At 38.6% G+C, this 16,123-nt stretch carries 18 protein-coding genes; 15 read left to right on the top strand and 3 right to left on the bottom strand.

The genetic code is table 11. The features are described 5' to 3' along the window. Nucleotides 1-192 precede the first annotated feature (192 nt). From FCJ93_RS25000 to FCJ93_RS12955, 3 genes are all read left to right on the top strand, one after another. Nucleotides 193-348, top strand: a complete 156-nt coding sequence (locus tag FCJ93_RS25000) for a hypothetical protein (RefSeq protein ID WP_170211302.1) — start codon at nt 193-195, stop codon at nt 346-348. A gap of 166 nt (nt 349-514) precedes the next feature. Beyond that, the gene (locus FCJ93_RS12960; protein ID WP_095306898.1) at nt 515-2,317 is read left to right on the top strand and encodes a M3 family oligoendopeptidase; all 1,803 of its coding nucleotides are present in this window, start codon (nt 515-517) and stop codon (nt 2,315-2,317) included. 336 nt (nt 2,318-2,653) lie between these two features. Further along, the gene (locus tag FCJ93_RS12955; protein WP_095306897.1) at nt 2,654-3,445 is read left to right on the top strand and encodes a phosphatidylserine decarboxylase; all 792 of its coding nucleotides are present in this window, start codon (nt 2,654-2,656) and stop codon (nt 3,443-3,445) included. Nucleotides 3,446-3,478: 33 nt separating this feature from the next. Here the strand turns inward: FCJ93_RS12955 and sda are convergent, their stop codons facing one another. Beyond that, a complete protein-coding gene (gene sda, locus FCJ93_RS12950; protein ID WP_095306896.1) occupies nt 3,479-3,619 on the bottom strand; it encodes a sporulation histidine kinase inhibitor Sda in 141 nt (46 codons plus the stop codon). A gap of 393 nt (nt 3,620-4,012) precedes the next feature. Here sda and FCJ93_RS12945 point away from each other — a divergent pair, with 393 nt between their 5' ends. From FCJ93_RS12945 to FCJ93_RS12910, 8 genes are all read left to right on the top strand, one after another. Then, nucleotides 4,013-4,534, top strand: a complete 522-nt coding sequence (locus FCJ93_RS12945) for a YqeG family HAD IIIA-type phosphatase (protein WP_095306895.1) — start codon at nt 4,013-4,015, stop codon at nt 4,532-4,534. Next, on the top strand, nt 4,531-5,634 hold the full coding sequence (gene yqeH / locus FCJ93_RS12940; RefSeq protein WP_373315017.1) for a ribosome biogenesis GTPase YqeH: 1,104 nt from the start codon (nt 4,531-4,533) through the stop codon (nt 5,632-5,634). Before FCJ93_RS12945 ends, yqeH begins: the two co-directional genes overlap by 4 nt. Nucleotides 5,635-5,658: 24 nt before the next feature. Beyond that, on the top strand, nt 5,659-6,498 hold the full coding sequence (aroE, locus tag FCJ93_RS12935) for a shikimate dehydrogenase (RefSeq protein ID WP_095306894.1): 840 nt from the start codon (nt 5,659-5,661) through the stop codon (nt 6,496-6,498). After that, a complete protein-coding gene (gene yhbY / locus FCJ93_RS12930) occupies nt 6,492-6,782 on the top strand; it encodes a ribosome assembly RNA-binding protein YhbY (RefSeq protein WP_137743860.1) in 291 nt (96 codons plus the stop codon). The genes aroE and yhbY overlap by 7 nt, the downstream gene beginning before the upstream one ends. Before the next feature lie 116 nt (nt 6,783-6,898). Next, nucleotides 6,899-7,471 (top strand): nicotinate-nucleotide adenylyltransferase, encoded by a 573-nt coding sequence (locus FCJ93_RS12925; RefSeq protein ID WP_095306892.1) that lies wholly within the window; start codon nt 6,899-6,901, stop codon nt 7,469-7,471. Further along, nucleotides 7,458-8,036 (top strand): bis(5'-nucleosyl)-tetraphosphatase (symmetrical) YqeK, encoded by a 579-nt coding sequence (yqeK, locus tag FCJ93_RS12920; protein ID WP_137743859.1) that lies wholly within the window; start codon nt 7,458-7,460, stop codon nt 8,034-8,036. The genes FCJ93_RS12925 and yqeK overlap by 14 nt, the downstream gene beginning before the upstream one ends. Further along, nucleotides 8,029-8,382, top strand: coding sequence for a ribosome silencing factor (rsfS, locus tag FCJ93_RS12915; protein ID WP_095306890.1), 354 nt, complete (start codon nt 8,029-8,031; stop codon nt 8,380-8,382). Before yqeK ends, rsfS begins: the two co-directional genes overlap by 8 nt. Continuing rightward, the gene (locus FCJ93_RS12910) at nt 8,379-9,122 is read left to right on the top strand and encodes a class I SAM-dependent DNA methyltransferase (protein WP_095306889.1); all 744 of its coding nucleotides are present in this window, start codon (nt 8,379-8,381) and stop codon (nt 9,120-9,122) included. Before rsfS ends, FCJ93_RS12910 begins: the two co-directional genes overlap by 4 nt. A gap of 767 nt (nt 9,123-9,889) precedes the next feature. Here FCJ93_RS12910 and comER read toward each other — a convergent pair. Further along, a complete protein-coding gene (gene comER / locus FCJ93_RS12905) occupies nt 9,890-10,738 on the bottom strand; it encodes a late competence protein ComER (protein WP_095306888.1) in 849 nt (282 codons plus the stop codon). A 102-nt stretch (nt 10,739-10,840) separates the two neighbouring features. On the opposite strand from comER, the gene FCJ93_RS12900 reads away from it, so the two are divergent. The 3 genes from FCJ93_RS12900 (at nt 10,841) to FCJ93_RS12890 (ending at nt 14,478) form a co-directional block, all read left to right on the top strand. Continuing rightward, complete coding sequence (locus FCJ93_RS12900; protein WP_095306887.1) at nt 10,841-11,461, top strand: helix-hairpin-helix domain-containing protein; 621 nt, start codon at nt 10,841-10,843, stop codon at nt 11,459-11,461. A 129-nt stretch (nt 11,462-11,590) separates the two neighbouring features. Next, on the top strand, nt 11,591-12,055 hold the full coding sequence (locus FCJ93_RS12895; RefSeq protein WP_095307130.1) for a deaminase: 465 nt from the start codon (nt 11,591-11,593) through the stop codon (nt 12,053-12,055). A gap of 80 nt (nt 12,056-12,135) precedes the next feature. After that, complete coding sequence (locus FCJ93_RS12890) at nt 12,136-14,478, top strand: DNA internalization-related competence protein ComEC/Rec2 (RefSeq protein ID WP_170211301.1); 2,343 nt, start codon at nt 12,136-12,138, stop codon at nt 14,476-14,478. Between the two features lie 60 nt (nt 14,479-14,538). On the opposite strand, the gene FCJ93_RS12885 is transcribed toward FCJ93_RS12890, so the two are convergent. Continuing rightward, nucleotides 14,539-14,673 (bottom strand): YqzM family protein, encoded by a 135-nt coding sequence (locus FCJ93_RS12885; RefSeq protein WP_095306885.1) that lies wholly within the window; start codon nt 14,671-14,673, stop codon nt 14,539-14,541. A 388-nt stretch (nt 14,674-15,061) separates the two neighbouring features. On the opposite strand from FCJ93_RS12885, the gene holA reads away from it, so the two are divergent. Continuing rightward, nucleotides 15,062-16,084 carry a DNA polymerase III subunit delta gene (gene holA, locus FCJ93_RS12880; RefSeq protein ID WP_137743857.1) on the top strand — a complete coding sequence of 341 codons (1,023 nt, stop codon included), beginning with the start codon at nt 15,062-15,064 and terminating at the stop codon, nt 16,082-16,084. Nucleotides 16,085-16,123: the final 39 nt, after the last annotated feature.

The following is a 16,123-nucleotide window of genomic DNA, read 5'->3' as shown; positions in this document are numbered from 1 at the left end:
GCCTATAACTAATACCTATGTGAAAGCGTGTTTGTTTTTGTCTGTCCCATAAAGATATTTTTTATGATTAATAAGTGTAGCTTTCCATTTTCTCCTTTGAACAGAAATCGACAGTTGCCTATACAGTTGGCAGGCTGTTGCATAGATTATTAATAGAGGATTAGTGGAGTCTCGATTAAAGGAGGTTGTGAGATGGCTTACGGATATCCGGGTCCTTACGCATATCCATCCCCTTATCCACCTCCATACTATCCTGGAAGTGGTGCGTGGGCGGCGTTATGGATTGTATTGTTCGTCCTTTTATTAATTTTCTTTGGATGGTGGTACTTCGGGGGGTACTATCGTTAAGTTGGAAAGAGTTTTGATATCACCTTTTTAGCAGTAGGCAAAATGCTTGCTGCTTCCATTTTGGCACTAGTAATCTTTAGACTAACGAAATATATTGTGATATACTAAAAAGAAATTTCTGAAAAGAGTAAATTTTTTATAGTGTATATAAATGGGAGGAAATTACATGGCGGAAAATACATATTCAGAAGTATGGGATTTAGATGTCTTTTTTGAAGGAGGAAGTGGCTCACCCAAATTTGCGCAGCATTTGCAGGAAACGAAGCAGCTCGTTGCAGAATTCAAAGCGCTTGTTTCGAATTGGGAGCCGAAAAATGTGGTGCGAGAAGATGCAATTGATCTTAAGACAATTGTTGATAAATTTGAAGTTGTCACGAAAAAAGTTCGCCAAGCGGGTGCATTTGTAAGTTGCTTACAAGCCCAAAATACAGAGGACTCAAAGGCTGATGTTTTAAGAGGAGATGTCACCGGTCTTAATGCTGAATTCCAAATTGTCTTGACAGAATTGAACCAAAAGTTAACGACGATTCATGATGATGTCTGGGCTGGCATTGTTGCCCAAGAGCGTTTAAAGGAGCTTTCTTTTGTCTTATCTGAAGGAAGACGTTCAGCGAGTGAAAGGCTTTCAAAGGGCGAAGAAACCCTTATTAATGCTTTAAGTGTTGATGGATATCATGGCTGGAGCCAAATGTATGATGTCATTGTCGGTACAATGAAAGTAAATGTGAATGAGGATGGAACAACGAAGGCATTGTCAGTAGGGCAAGCTGCTAACAAATTCTCTAACCCAGACAGAAGTGTACGCAAGAATGTCTTTGCAGCTTGGGAAACGGCTTGGGCTGATAAATCCACTTATCTGGCAAAAACATTAAATCATTTAGCGGGTTTTCGTTTAAATGTGTATAAACAACGCGGTTGGGAAGAAGTAATTAAAGAACCGCTTGATATTAATCGAATGAAAAAGGAAACATTGGATGCGATGTGGCAAGTGATCGCGGATAATAAAATGCCTCTTGTGAAATTCTTAGAGAGAAAAGCAAAGCTGCTTGGTCTCGGTAAATTAAGTTGGTATGACTTGGATGCACCACTTGGACAAGCAGATAGCAAAATTTCATATCAAGAAGGAGCAGAGTTCATCCTCGAACATTTCTCTAAATTTGGGGATGAAATGACAGCTTTTGCGAAAAAAGCATTTAAAGAGCGCTGGATTGAGGCGGAGGATCGAGATGGAAAAAGCCCTGGTGGTTTCCATACGTATTTCCCTGAAGACAGTCAGTCAAGAATCTTTATGACGTATTCAGGTACTCCCTCCAATGTTTCCACATTGGCTCATGAGTTAGGACACGGTTTCCATACATATGCAATGAGAGATTTACATACATTAAATCGTAATTATGCGATGAATGTTGCGGAGACAGCGTCCACGTTCGCAGAGATGATTGTTGCAGATGCTGCCGTGAAAAATGCAAGCTCTGAAGAGGAGCAGCTTGCGCTTCTTGAAGATAAGATTCAACGTTCCGTCGCACTATTGATGAATATCCATTCCCGTTTTCTTTTTGAAACAAGATTTTACGAAGAAAGAAAAGAGGGTACTGTTAGTGTGGAGCGCTTAAATGAATTAATGACAGAGGCGCAAAAAGAAGCCTACGGTGGGGCGCTTGAAGAATACCATCCTTTTTTCTGGGCTTCAAAGCTACACTTTTACATTACAGGTGTCCCTTTTTACAACTTCCCATACACTTTCGGTTACTTATTCTCATTAGGCATTTATGCGAAAGCTATAGAAGAAGGGAAAGGGTACGAAGAAAAATATATTGCTTTATTAAAAGATACAGCCTCAATGACTGTTGAAGATTTGGCTCTCAAACATTTAAATGTGGATTTAACAAAACCTGATTTTTGGCAGCAAGCAGTACAACTTTGCATTGATGATGTTGAAGAATTTTTACGATTGACAGAAGGAAAATAATGAAGTAAAGAACAGTACTCAGAGATGGGTGCTGTTTTTTTGTGAGTAGGATCGAATTTGTAGTTGTGGCTTCCAGCATATTTAACGTCTAGGACAAGCTGAAAAGTCTATCAACCTTTATGGGGACTTTGTTTCAAAGGTGCGCTGCTCCATAAGCCAAAAATTGTTATCATCTTATCTGTTTAACAAAGCGCTTGTTTTAATGTTACCTGCGTCTCATCAAGGCAATAAATATGGTATGATAAAGCGGGTATAGCTGAATTTAATATAGTATGATACAATACAGTTTTGTCTAAACGTTGATTGATAATGAGGTAATTAATGGAGGAATGCGATTTGATTCAATGGTTTTACCGAAATTTAATTGAATTATCGAATGGAAGGTGGACATCTTTTTTGTTGAAAAAATTGGCTCAATCGAAAGCGAGTCGATGGTTCATTCCTTCTTTTGCGAAAATATACAAGGTCAATGTACACGAAATGGCGACCCCGATAGAAGAGTTCACGACTCTTCATGATTTTTTCATTCGAAGATTGAAGAGAGGAGCTCGGACGATTGACGCTGGTGTAAACTCTATTGTAAGTCCGGTAGACGCTGTACTAGAGGATATCGGTTCGATTTCCCCTGAATTAACCTTGACTGTTAAAGGGAAGGAATACTCCGTTATTGAAATGCTTGGTAGCGTCGAAAAGGCACAAAAATATATGAATGGAACTTACTTTCTGCTCTATTTAAGTCCTAGTCACTATCATCGCATACATAGCCCACTCTCAGGAAAAGTGGTTGGTGAATGGACTCTAGGCAAGAAATCCTACCCGGTAAACCGCTATGGACTTAAATATGGCAGAGAAACGCTCGCAAAAAATTATCGTAAAATTACTGAGGTTGAACATGATTCCGGTGTAACAGCAATTGTGAAAGTGGGCGCGATGTTTGTTAATTCGATTGAATCGATTCATATGGGTGAGCAATTGGAAAAAGGCGAGGAAATTGCCTACTTCACTTTTGGTTCGACTGTGATCCTCTTATTTAATCCTGATTCAATTGAACCATTGCAAAAACACGTAACACCAAGGGAAGTAAAGGTTGGTGACGTGCTCTGCCTTATGCGGACCAAGCAAAATTAACAAAAAGAAAAGCCCTTTTGGGCAAATAGTAAGTTATGAAGAGGCTTTAATTTTATGAGTTAAAGAACGACGGTGAATTTCTGTTTCAATTAGAAGGATGAAATCTTTTGATAAATTCAATTCTTTCGCTTTGAAATAGGATTCAACTAGTAATTCATCTGACAGCTTTCTCATGTCAGAATTCACCTCCTCAATTACTCGTTCTAAAAAAGGGTGAATATACATATTATGTAAGTTCCCTTTGTTGTATTCTTACTCTAACAAAAATATGAAGGTAGAACAACCGTTCCGTTTATCCACAGTGTTCGGTGGATAAGTTGTGATTAAAATGTTTATAAGTTATGGGAAACTATATAAATCAATGTGGGATATGTGAATAAAGTTATCCACAACTGTTGAAAAGAGGCTATTTGTGTCGAAAAGTTTTTCCGTTATCGTGATTTTTTACTTCATTTCGACGTATTCTGACGCAGGGAGCGGCTTGTATAATAGAATTGCTTGCACTCCTTCTTACACAAAAGTAAAATTGGGAATAAAACCGAGATAAAGAAATTGAGGTGTCTATCATTGTTGAAGATATTTTTACCGGATCAGCATGTAAAAAGTATTTTCCAAATCACTCCTGAAAAACTAAAGGAGCAAGGGATAAAGGGAATTATAACGGATTTGGATAATACTCTAGTGGAATGGGATCGTCCCAATGCAACACCAAAATTAACGGAATGGTTTGAAATGATGCGAAAGGAAGATATTCGCATTACAATTGTTTCGAATAATAATCGAGAAAGGGTCCAAGCTTTTTCCGATCCCCTTAATATTCCGTTTATCTTTCAAGCGCGTAAACCACTTGTAAGAGCTTTTCATAAGGCTGTTCAGAACATGGGGTTGAGGAAGGAAGAGACCGTTGTGATTGGTGATCAGCTGCTGACGGATGTACTAGGCGGGAATCGCGGTGGATTTCATACAATATTAGTCGTACCAGTTGCATCAACCGATGGCTTTTGGACAAAATTTAATCGAATGATCGAAAGAAGAATATTAAATTGGTTTCGTAAAAAGGGCATGATTGTTTGGGAGGAAAAATCTTGAGTGAGCAATACATTTGTATAGGTTGTGGAGTTAAAATTCAAACGGAGAATAAGGAGCAAATTGGCTATGCGCCAAAGTCGTCTCTTGATAAAGAGGAAATTGTTTGTCAAAGATGTTTTCGTTTGAAGCATTATAACGAAGTACAGGATGTAAATTTAACGGATGACGATTTTTTAAAAATACTCAATGAACTTGGGAAAAGAGATGCGCTAATTGTAAAAATTGTTGATATATTTGATTTTAACGGTAGTTGGCTACCTGGTTTGCATCGTTTTGTAGGAGATAACCCCATCCTTCTAATTGGCAACAAGGTTGATCTTTTGCCTCACTCTGTTAAACCGAATAAATTGATTAACTGGATGAAGCAAGAAGCCAAGGAATTGGGGCTGAAGCCAAAGGATGTTTTTCTTGTTAGTGCGGAGAAGGGACATTTTATTAAAGAAGTAACAGAAGCGATCGACAGCTATCGTGAAGGCAAGGATGTCTATGTTGTTGGCTGTACGAATGTTGGGAAATCAACCTTTATTAACCGCATTTTAAAGGAAGTAACGGGAGAAGGCGATGTCATTACAACCTCCCACTTCCCAGGAACAACGCTTGATATAATTGAGATCCCTTTAGCTGACGGGAAATTTTTGGTGGATACTCCAGGAATTATCAATCATCATCAAATGGCTCATTATATTGATAAAAGAGATTTAAAAGTAATCACTCCGAAAAAGGAAATTAAACCGAAAATTTATCAATTAAATGAAGGACAGACTCTCTTTTTTGGTGGCTTAGCTCGTTTTGATTATATTAGTGGCGGCAGAAGTTCGTTTGTTTGTCATGTTTCGAATCAAATTCAAATTCACCGTACAAAGCTTGAGAAGGCTTCTGATCTTTATGAAAGGCATAAAGGGGAGATGCTGACTCCACCGCGTAAGGAGCAGATTGATTCCTTCCCACCGCTCATTAAGCATGAATTCACGATTAAAGAAGGGAAAACGGATATTGTTTTTTCAGGACTTGGCTGGATCACTGTCAATGATCCTGGAGTGAAAGTAGCGGTCTACGTTCCAAAAGGGGTCTACGCAATGCTTCGTAAGTCACTTATATAAGGATAGAAAGGATTGGGGAGGGGAATGAAAAAATTATACGCTGTAATTGGAAATCCGATTGCCCATTCTATGTCGCCTCTCATGCATAATGATTTATTTCAGCACTATGGAATCGATGCTCATTATCAGGCATTCGCGATTAAAGAAGAGGATTTGGCTGAAGCGGTTAAAGGATTTCGTGCGATGAACATGAGTGGATTTAATGTAACTGTGCCCCATAAAGTTGCCATTATTTCACTGCTCGACGATGTTGACCCATTGGCACGTTCGATTGGAGCCGTTAATACGGTAGCCAATGAAAATGGACGCCTAATTGGGTATAATACCGATGGAAGTGGCTATGTTAAAGCTCTCAAATCAGAGTTACAAGAGCTTAAAGAGAAGAAGGTGTTAATCATTGGCGCTGGAGGGGCAGCACGGGCAATATATTTTACCCTCGCTTTCGAAGGTGTAGCCCATATTGATTTGACAAATAGAACTCCGACTAAAGCGGAGCGTCTTGTAGAAGAATGTCCATATCATGCTAAATCGAATATTCTGAGTCTGAATGAGGCGGAAGAGCAATTGGCAGCATATGATATTATTATTCAAACAACATCTCTTGGCATGTCTCCGAATTCTGAATGCAAAGTATTATCATTACATAATTTAAAGGAAAGTGCTTTTGTGAGTGATATTATTTACAACCCGTTAGAAACAGAGCTATTACGCCAGGCTAGAGATAAAGGTGCAAAAACACAAAATGGGATTCAAATGTTTGTTCAGCAAGGAGCGCTTGCTTTTGAAATATGGACAAATGTAAAGCCGGATATTAATCGGATGACGAATAAAGTGTTACAACAACTAGGAGGAACCATATGTTAACTGGAAAACAAAAAAGATTTCTTCGCTCGAAAGCTCATCATCTTACCCCGATCTTTCAAGTGGGGAAAGGCGGAGTGAATGAAAATATGATTAAGCAAATTAGTGAAGCGCTTGAAGCAAGGGAACTTTTGAAAGTAAGCGTGCTTCAAAATTGTGAAGAAGAGCGAGGCGCAGTTGCAGAAAAGCTCGCAGATGGTTGCGTAGCAGAGCTTGTACAAGTAATTGGTAACACAATTGTTCTCTACAAAGAGTCAAAAGAAAACAAAGAGATTGTGCTGCCTTAATGGTACTTAAAAGCAGGCAATTAGTTCCCAGGGGTATAGCTATTATTGCCTGTAGGACTATGAATTCTTTTAGGTAGGGTGCTAAGAGCCTATCTTAGTGGTTTGGAGGTGTGTGAATGAGGAAAATTGGATTATTAGGAGGAACTTTTGATCCCCCGCACCATGGTCATCTTCTCATTGCAAACGAGGTTTTTCATGAGCTGGAGCTTGATGAGATATGGTTTCTTCCTAATCAGGAGCCTCCTCACAAGAAAAAATCCGCTCTGATTTCAACTGAGGATCGATTGAATATGCTTAAATTAGCGCTTGAAAATGTCGCCTATTTTAAAATTGAAACGATTGAACTGGAGCGTCCTGGCCCGTCGTATACGTACGACACAATCCAGCAATTAAAAAAACTGCATCCTGATAAGAGCTTTTATTTTATTATTGGAGCGGACATGGTCGAGTATTTGCCTAAATGGTATAAAATAGATGAATTGGTGCATATGGTGTCCTTTGTCGGGGTGAATAGGCCAACTTATCAGGACAAAACTTCGTATCCGATTATTCATATTGATATTCCGGAGTTTCAAGTTTCATCTAGCTTAATTAGGGAGAGAATTCAAGAAGGGAAATCGATCCGCTATTTGCTTCCAGACACCCTGATTGAATATTTGAAGGAGAATCATTTATATGAATCAAAGTGAAGCGTTGGCAATCGTAAGAGAGCATTTAACAGAGCATAGATATCAACATACGATTGGTGTCATGGAAACAGCAATACTTTTAGCGCGTCAATATGGGGCTGATGAGAAAAAAGCAGAAGTCGCCGCGATTTTTCATGATTATGCGAAATTTCGGCCAAAGGAAGAAATGAAACAAATTATTCTCGCAGAGAAAATGGCGCCTGAGCTGCTCCAATATAACAGTGAATTATGGCATGCCCCAGTCGGTGCTTTCTTAGTTGAAAAGGAAGTTGGTATTGCGGATATGGAGATTTTAAATGCGATTAAATATCATACCTCTGGTCGAGTTGGAATGTCTATACTGGAAAAGATTATTTATTTAGCCGACTATATTGAACCAGGGCGCCAGTTTCCAGAAGTGGAAGAAGTAAGGGAGCTCGCCAACAAGGATTTGCAGCTTGCTTTAATAAAAGCGGTGCAGAACACGATCTCATTTCTAATGAATAAAAATCAGCCTATATTCCCAGATACATTTCACACATACAATGATCTAATTGCAAATAGGAGGACTTTAGTTGATGAATGATAACCAATTATTAACGATAGCGGTAAAAGCTGCTGATGATAAGCGTGCAGAGGACATTGTTGCACTTAATATGAAAGGGATTTCTTTAATTGCCGATTATTTTATAATTTGTCACGGAAACTCTGACAAACAAGTGCAAGCAATTGCGCGGGAAATAAAAGAAAAAGCTGTAGAAAATCATTATGATGTGAAGAGAATGGAAGGCTTTGATGAAGCGAAATGGATTTTAATTGACCTTGGTGATGTTGTAGCACATGTCTTTCATCGTGATGAAAGAAGCTATTATAATCTGGAACGTCTTTGGGGTGATGCTCCTACCCTTAATATTCAGAGTGAACTCTCATGACTTATGAGCGATTTGCCTATTTATACGATGAGTTAATGAAAGATGTTCCGTATGAACAATGGGTTCGCATCGTTAATGATAGTTGCCAAAAATACAATATTTCTGGGAAAAAGCTGTTAGACCTAGCTTGTGGTACAGGAGAATTATCACTTCGTTTGCAAAAGCACGGTTATACAGTGACGGGAGTCGATTTATCTGCTGACATGCTCACTGTTGCACAGGCAAAGGCAGCTGATGAAGGACTAGCGATTGATTTTTTTCAGCAAAATATGGTTGAACTTGATTTGCTGACAAAATATGATGTAATAGGAGTATTTTGCGATTCTTTGAATTATTTACAGACAGAGGAAGAGGTGAAGCAAACCTTCCGTCAGATTAAGCAGTTTCTCAAAGAGGATGGTTTGCTAATTTTTGATGTTCATTCCCTTTATAAAATAAATGAAATCTTCCTAAATGAAACATTTACATATGATGATGGCGGTATTTGTTACATTTGGAACTGTTTTGCAGGGGAATACCCCGGTAGTGTGGAGCATGAATTAACCTTTTTTGTTGAGGAGTCTTCAGGGAAGTATGAGCGGATTGACGAGAATCATACTCAACGCTCATTTGCGCTTGAAACGTATGAGCAATGGTTAATTGAAGCTGGTTTCACTGTGCTCGAAAAAATTGGTGATTTTGCAGGGAAACCACAAGCCAATTCTGAACGTGTCTTTTTTGTTGTAGCTCATAAATTATAATTTTTGGCAGCACTGTTTTTACATAGAAACGCTGGGATTTTGAACTGAACTTAATACAGCTCAGAATTCCAGCGTTTTTTTTTACGTTCTTCCCTATCCGGTTGAATGTCCGAATGTCCCTGCTATTCGGAACCAGAGCATGCAAAAAAGTCGGTAAAAAGTCCGAATGGAAATCTACACAAAACTTGCAATTTGTTCAAACCCATGCAATTTAACGAGATTGAAATCCATTCGGTTGTGTTTTAGGTTTTCACATTTTTGTTCCAATTTATGATGGTCTTCTTTCCTGTTCAAAACTGTCCAAATAGGGCTTCTATTCTCCCCGGTTTATCAAGCATATATGGTCTGAATCCTTCTTCCCCATTCGGGCCCTCCTACGCAAATTTCCCTACCTTGCGCTTGATTGCGGATTTCTAGGAATGATAATCGAAAAAATGCAAAGGAAGAAGTAAGCTTCATTTATGCCTCTTGCTTTATTTTTGAAACTCTTCAGGCAGCTCGAGTTTGTCCGAAGGAAAACGACTTTGAATCATCATCGAAAGGAACAATCTGCTTTCCGATTTTTCCGAAGGTGCCCCACGCTGTTATTCTTACCACCTACTTTGATTAGTTTCATCTCTAGCCTATTTTACTTATGCTGTTTTTCTCAATTTTTTTTGCTTAACACTTTCATAAAACTCAAAAACAACATACCAATGCTTTTGACACAAAATCGCTACAATTCTTTTCATTTGTGAAAGGATTTCATCGTAATGAGTCGAATTATTTTAATATCTTGGACTCTTCTGTTCTTCTACTGTGGCGAAAGCTGCATTGACCTCTTGTAGATCTTCAGCAAACTTTACATGTGTTGCCTGAAACAGATGCTCAAATACTGATCCAAGCTCATTTTCCAACACTTTAATCCCTTCTCCTGTTACTCCACCTTTCACACTAACCTTTTCCTGTAAAGACTCAAAAGTATAGAACTGTTTGCTGAGGAGAGCACCTAGCCCTATCAGCATTTCACCTGCCATTTTTGTTGCTGACTCCCGGTCTATATTGGTTTCGGATACGGCAGCATCAATGAATCTTCTTGTTAAATAAGTAAAGAATGCCGGTCCGCAGCTAACGATGTCAGATGAAACCCGCGTTATATCTTCATCAATGATAAGCGGGGTGGAAATTTTCTCGAATAATTGTATTAAGTATTGTTGCCACTGAGGTTCGCATTGTTCGCTAAAGGTAAGAAGTGAGACTCCGGCCAGAGCTCGGTTGGTAATGCTTGGGATTGCCCGAGCTGTTGAACAGGGAAGGAGCGATGCCAGTAATGAAGTGTTGAGCGGACTTGTAATAGAAGTTAGACATTGTTCTTTGTTTAAAAAGGGAAGTATTTCTTGAATCACATCATACATATTTCCCGGCTTCACGCAAAGGAAAAGAAGATCTGCTTCCTTTGCTACCTCCGTAGCATCATGGGCTATGTTAATAGCTGGATAAAGCTCCTGGATCGCAACTGCCTTTGAAATCGTACGATTGGTCATAATGATCGAAGAAGGGGATACGGCTTTTCCATCGATAAAGGCTTCGATCATAATTCTCCCCATGTTGCCTGTACCAATAATCCCAATTTTCATGATTACAGCCCTCCTTCTTTATTTGAAAACCTCAAAATTAACCCATTAGTATAACGATATGAATTTTGTGATTGAAATATGTCAAGGAAAGGAAGATGGTGAATGATAGAGTGGATAAAAGAGCAAAAAAAATACCTTGCCATTGTGGTTGTTCTAGCAGGGCTTTTTAGCTATTATCTGTTTTCTTCCGGAGCGTCTAACGATAATGAAAGAGTTGAGGAAAGCTGGGGTTCCTCGGCTGAACCATTGCAAGAAGAGTTAAGCGATATAGAAGAACAAGAAGATCATGACATATTGGTTGATGTGAAAGGGGCAGTGCGGAGACCGGGAGTATATAGAGCTTCCGCTGGCGACCGAATCAAAGATGTGATTGAAAGTGCAGGAGGGATAACAGAAGACGCCAATCCTGATGCGACTAACTTTGCCATGAGGGTAACAGACGAGATGGTTGTATATGTTCCGAAGATTGGAGAGGAGGAAGCTATAGGTGAAGGGAGCTTGATGGATGGAGGAACTGATTCCGCTAATCAAAAAATCAATATTAATAAGGCAACTGCTCCTGAATTAGAAACGTTGCCAGGTATAGGACCAGCAAAAGCAGAGGCGATTATTGAGTATCGTGAAAGCAACGGGCCATTTAAAGCGATAGAAGATATTATGTCTATTAGTGGATTTGGCGAGAAGACTTTTGAAAAGTTAAAGGAAAGCATTGTAGTTAAGTAGGAAGAATTTTTACTCCATTGCCATAATTTCAAATTGACGAGTCTTCTTCTTTCCCATTAAACTGAAGATAAGTCAGAAAAAAGGGTGAGACATTTGAGTGATAACAGGTTAACTTGGGATCAGTATTTTATGCTGAATGCCCATCTAATTAGTATGAGAAGCACATGCAATCGATTAAATGTTGGTTCAGTGCTCGTGAAGAATAACCGTATTATTAGTACAGGCTATAATGGAGGAATTAGCGGAGAGGACCACTGCTTAGATGCAGGTTGCTTTGTTGAAAATAATCATTGTTTAAGATGCCTTCATGCAGAAGAAAATGCTATTTTGCAATGTGCTTTACAAGGGGTTTCGACGAAGGGAAGCCAAATTTATGTGACCCATTTTCCTTGTGTCCATTGCATGAAGAAAATCCTTCAAGCTGGCATTACAAAAATTTATTATAATTATGATTATAAAAATCATGACTATTGCTATCATCTCCTAGAAATTAGCAATGTCGAGGCAGTCAAAATGGATGTGCAAATTGAAAATTATAGCGATGATATACGAAACTCCGCTGGAGGATTAAAGTGGGATTTTCAACCTTTATAAGTGAGTGGGAGGAGTAGCCTCGTCGAGAGAGTGCGCTTTCGAGAGATGCTATCTCCTATTCTTTTGAAAGGAGGATATCGTTGAAAGGTAAATTTATTTTTGTTGGCTTAGGAGCGCTCTTTGGAGTATTAACTGCTCTAGAAAGTCTTGTTTTTTCAGGTGTCTTCTTGCTCGTTTGCTTCTCTTTTTTTATCCTCAAAAGATATTCTTTTCCACAGCTGCTCCTTATATTCAGTGTGTTTCTTCTCTTTTTTTTACAAGCAAAAATATATGACAGTAAAAATCAGACTCGAATGAGCGGTGATGAGCAAGAGTTTATAATTGCTCTTCAAAATCCAATGAAGATTGACGGAGATTTTTTCTCAGCATATGGAAAGGAAAGCAAATCAAAGGAAAAGCTTGTCCTGCAACATCGACTTTCCAGCATAACAGAAAAGGAGAATTTTTCAAAGCTAACAGTTGGCACAGTTTGTCAGGTACAAGGTCGATTAAAGGAACCGGAGACAAATGGAAATCCGCGAATGTTTAATTATCGGGAGTACCTGCGTTACGAGCAAACATTTTGGATATTAGAGGTGGAAAAGTGGAATCCCGCACATTGTTATGAACAAAAGAATCCTCTTCTTTATCTTCAAAAACTGAGACAAAAAGGCATTCAATTTATCGGTGAGCAATTTCCTGAAAATTCAGCTCCTCTTGTAGCGGCTCTCGTATTTGGTGAACGGAATTTCATCCGTGAAGAATTAATTGAAGCATATCAGAGGTTGGGGATCATTCATTTGTTAGCGATCTCTGGGCTGCATGTTGGAATGCTAGTGGGATTTTTATTTTTCATCGGGTTGAGATGCAATGTTTCTAGGGAACTAATGCTGCTCTTTTTAATGATGTTTTTACCAGTTTATATCGTTTTGACAGGAGGAGCACCCTCTGTCATTCGAGCGTGCTTTATGATGTTGCTTGCTTTGCTTCTCATGAAGTTAACAAGAAAGAAACTCATTCCTGCTGATATAATTAGTATCGTGTTCCTTTTTTATGTGTTTACAGATCCATTTGTCATTTATCATGTTGGGTTCCAGCTCTCCTTCGCTGTAAGTGCATCTTTAATTTTTTCTCGTTCTATTTTGCGCCGTTACATGGATAGACCATTCTTGCTTTTATGTGCTACCTCTTTCATTGCTCAACTGGCCTCCATCCCCATTATGCTTTATCATTTCTATGAATTCCCCCTCATTTCCTTAGTCGCGAATATTATTTTTGTGCCCCTTTATTCAGTTGTTGTTCTCCCGTTATGTCTTATTTGGTATATCTTTGCGCTTCTGTTTGGAGAAATTATGGCTCCGGTGGCATCCTTTTTAGATTTTAATTTTCAGTTGCTGAACGGACTTACATTGTTTCTTGCGAAGTTTCCTTATAATACATTAGTACTTGGAAGACCGAATCAGTTGGGCCTGGTCATGCTTTGTTTTGGGATCCCTTATGGGTTTTATTTATGGGAAAAATTTAAAGCAAATAAGCAAATGTACCTGAGGCTGTTTTTTTTATTATTGCTCTTATTTATTCCTTTCTTTGTGGAAAGGTATTTTTCTCCAGGTGAAATCACACTTATTGATGTCGGGCAAGGGGATAGTATTTTAATTCAATTACCTAAAAATAAAGGCACATACTTAATTGATACAGGTGGAACGATACAATTTTCACTTGAGGATTGGAAGAAACGAAGAAATCCTTTTGAAGTGGGAAAGGATGTTCTGGTTCCATTTTTAAAAAGTAAGGGCATCAACGTTCTTGATAAGCTTATTCTCACGCATGGAGATATGGATCATATCGGCGGTGCGACGGCAGTGTTAAACAATATGAAGGTTAAGGAAATGGTTGTTCCAACTGTGGAAAATCGAGCAGAGCTTGAAGATGAAGTGATTGCTCTTGCAAGAAATAAAGAAATTCCGATTTATTATGCGCAAAAGGGAGATCAATGGAAAGTTAGTGAGTATACTTTTCATGTTTTATCGCCTAGCTCTGACAGAGAGTTGGAACGAAATGATCAATCTATTGTTATTTATGTGAAATTAGGGGGACTGCATTGGATGTTTACAGGAGATTTAGAGGAAGAGGGAGAGGGAAGGTTACTTTCATCCTATCCAGCTCTCCGAATTGATGTTTTAAAAGTAGCTCATCATGGAAGTAAAACGTCTACATCAGAATTTTGGTTAGAACATTTAAAACCGGAAATTGCCCTCATTTCTGCCGGTAAGAATAATCGATTTGGACATCCTCATGCTGAGGTTCTGAAACGCCTGGAAGAGCGGAAAATCACTATTTTTAGGACTGATAGGGACGGAGCAATCGGCTATTATTTTAAAGGTGATAAAGGAACCTTTTTAACAGGAAAGCCATATGCTAAAGCAAAAGCAAAATCGAATTGAACACATAAATAAAAAGACTGCACAAACGATGTGCAATCCCAAGAAATGAATACTATGTACTTAAGAGCCGATGTATTGAATTACGGTTGCAATAATGAACAATGTTGCAAAGAAACCGAAAGAGACGATAAAACCTACTCCAGAATCAATAGCATCATTGCGTTTGCTTTGTACTTCTTTTTCAAATGGATTCACAATAACCCCTCCTATTTCCATTATAATAGATGGACCTCATAAAGCAATAAACAATTGCCAACGAAGCACAAATTAGCTTTGTTCGTTTTCGAAATTCTTCAGAATTCATGAAAATGCTCAGACGTTTTATAGTATAAGCGACTTTTCCTTTACTGACAAGAGTTGTCACAAATAGTTTGCATTCATCCGGCTACACTAGTAATAACAGGGTGTACCGCTAGTGGATAAGTATCCTAGGCCTTATTTGCTAGCGTTTACTATAAACAGGGAGTTGGTTTTAAGCGAAACCAATTCCCTTTTAGTATGTCCTGAAAATTTTTCTCCCTTGTCAAAAACTCCGTGCTTCTATACGATAAACGTAAGAATGTTAAAGAACGGAGAGAAAAAATTGGTTTTAGATGTGTGGAAGCAAATAAAGAAAAAGCAATTTTCCCCCGTATATGTATTATATGGAACAGAGTCCTTTCTTATCAATGAAACGAAGCATTTATTAATGAAATACGCCCTCAATGAAGAGGAAATGGAATTTAATTTTGCGACATATGATTTGGAGGAGACTCCGATTGAAGTAGCGCTAGAGGATGCAGAAACATTTCCTTTTATGGGAGAACGTCGACTCATTCTGATGAATAATCCTTATTTTTTAACTGCAGAAAAATCCAAAGCAAAAACCGAACATAATTTAAAGAAGTTGGAATCTTACCTACAAGAACCTGCTCCGTATTCGATCATTGTGTTTGCCGGCTCCTATGAGAAGCTTGATGAGCGGAAAAAGCTTACAAAGGAGCTGAAAAGAAAAGGGATCGTTGTTGAGGCGAAGAAATTAAACGAACAGGAGCTAAAGCTCTGGGTTAAAGAACGGGCTGCTCTTAATCGTGTCAGTATTGATGAAGAGGCAGTTGAGCAGATGTTGACGTTAGCAGGAACAAACTTATTCATGTTAACAACTGAAATAGATAAGTTGGCTCTTTATGCGACAGAAGGAAATACGATCACAGTCGCAATGGTTCACGAGCTTGTGTCCAGGTCATTGGAACAAAATATATTCGTATTAGTGGATAATATTGTCCAAAGAAAAATAGATGCAGCTTTTCGCATTTATTACGATTTATTGAAACAAAATGAAGAGCCGATTAAAATTTTATCAATCCTTTCTGGACAGTTCCGACTAATTTATCAAGTGAAGGAATTTGCGAGAAAAGGCTATGGGCAGCAGCAAATTGCCGGCTCCATTAAGGTCCATCCCTTTCGTGTAAAGCTGGCAGCAGGCCAAGCAAAGTTATTTAAGGATGAAGAGCTGACAAAGATTATGCAGCTGTTAGCAGAGGCTGATTACCAATCAAAAACAGGTGCGATGAATAAAGAGTTGATTATAGAAATGTTTTTATTCCGCTTACAAGGAGGAATTTAAAAAAAGGAACCGGGAAGGTTCCTTTTTTGTGCAAAAAAT

It is taken from the genome of Robertmurraya siralis, from assembly GCF_005502275.1.
In the GTDB taxonomy this organism is placed as follows: Bacteria; Bacillota; Bacilli; order Bacillales; family Cytobacillaceae; genus Robertmurraya; species Robertmurraya siralis.
Note: the sequence above shows the minus strand (reverse complement) of the source record. Positions and strands in the feature narration are given on the sequence as shown.

Excerpts from the sequence above, each read along its gene's own strand:
- FCJ93_RS25000 (WP_170211302.1), top strand. The coding sequence starts at position 193 with ATGGCTTACGGATATCCGGGTCCTTACGCATATCCATCCCCTTATCCA.
- FCJ93_RS12960 (WP_095306898.1), top strand. The coding sequence starts at position 515 with ATGGCGGAAAATACATATTCAGAAGTATGGGATTTAGATGTCTTTTTT.
- sda (WP_095306896.1), bottom strand. The coding sequence starts at position 3,619 with ATGAGAAAGCTGTCAGATGAATTACTAGTTGAATCCTATTTCAAAGCG.
- aroE (WP_095306894.1), top strand. The coding sequence starts at position 5,659 with ATGAAAAAATTATACGCTGTAATTGGAAATCCGATTGCCCATTCTATG.
- yhbY (WP_137743860.1), top strand. The coding sequence starts at position 6,492 with ATGTTAACTGGAAAACAAAAAAGATTTCTTCGCTCGAAAGCTCATCAT.
- FCJ93_RS12925 (WP_095306892.1), top strand. The coding sequence starts at position 6,899 with ATGAGGAAAATTGGATTATTAGGAGGAACTTTTGATCCCCCGCACCAT.
- yqeK (WP_137743859.1), top strand. The coding sequence starts at position 7,458 with ATGAATCAAAGTGAAGCGTTGGCAATCGTAAGAGAGCATTTAACAGAG.
- rsfS (WP_095306890.1), top strand. The coding sequence starts at position 8,029 with ATGAATGATAACCAATTATTAACGATAGCGGTAAAAGCTGCTGATGAT.
- FCJ93_RS12910 (WP_095306889.1), top strand. The coding sequence starts at position 8,379 with ATGACTTATGAGCGATTTGCCTATTTATACGATGAGTTAATGAAAGAT.
- comER (WP_095306888.1), bottom strand. The coding sequence starts at position 10,738 with ATGAAAATTGGGATTATTGGTACAGGCAACATGGGGAGAATTATGATC.
- FCJ93_RS12900 (WP_095306887.1), top strand. The coding sequence starts at position 10,841 with ATGATAGAGTGGATAAAAGAGCAAAAAAAATACCTTGCCATTGTGGTT.
- FCJ93_RS12895 (WP_095307130.1), top strand. The coding sequence starts at position 11,591 with ATGCTGAATGCCCATCTAATTAGTATGAGAAGCACATGCAATCGATTA.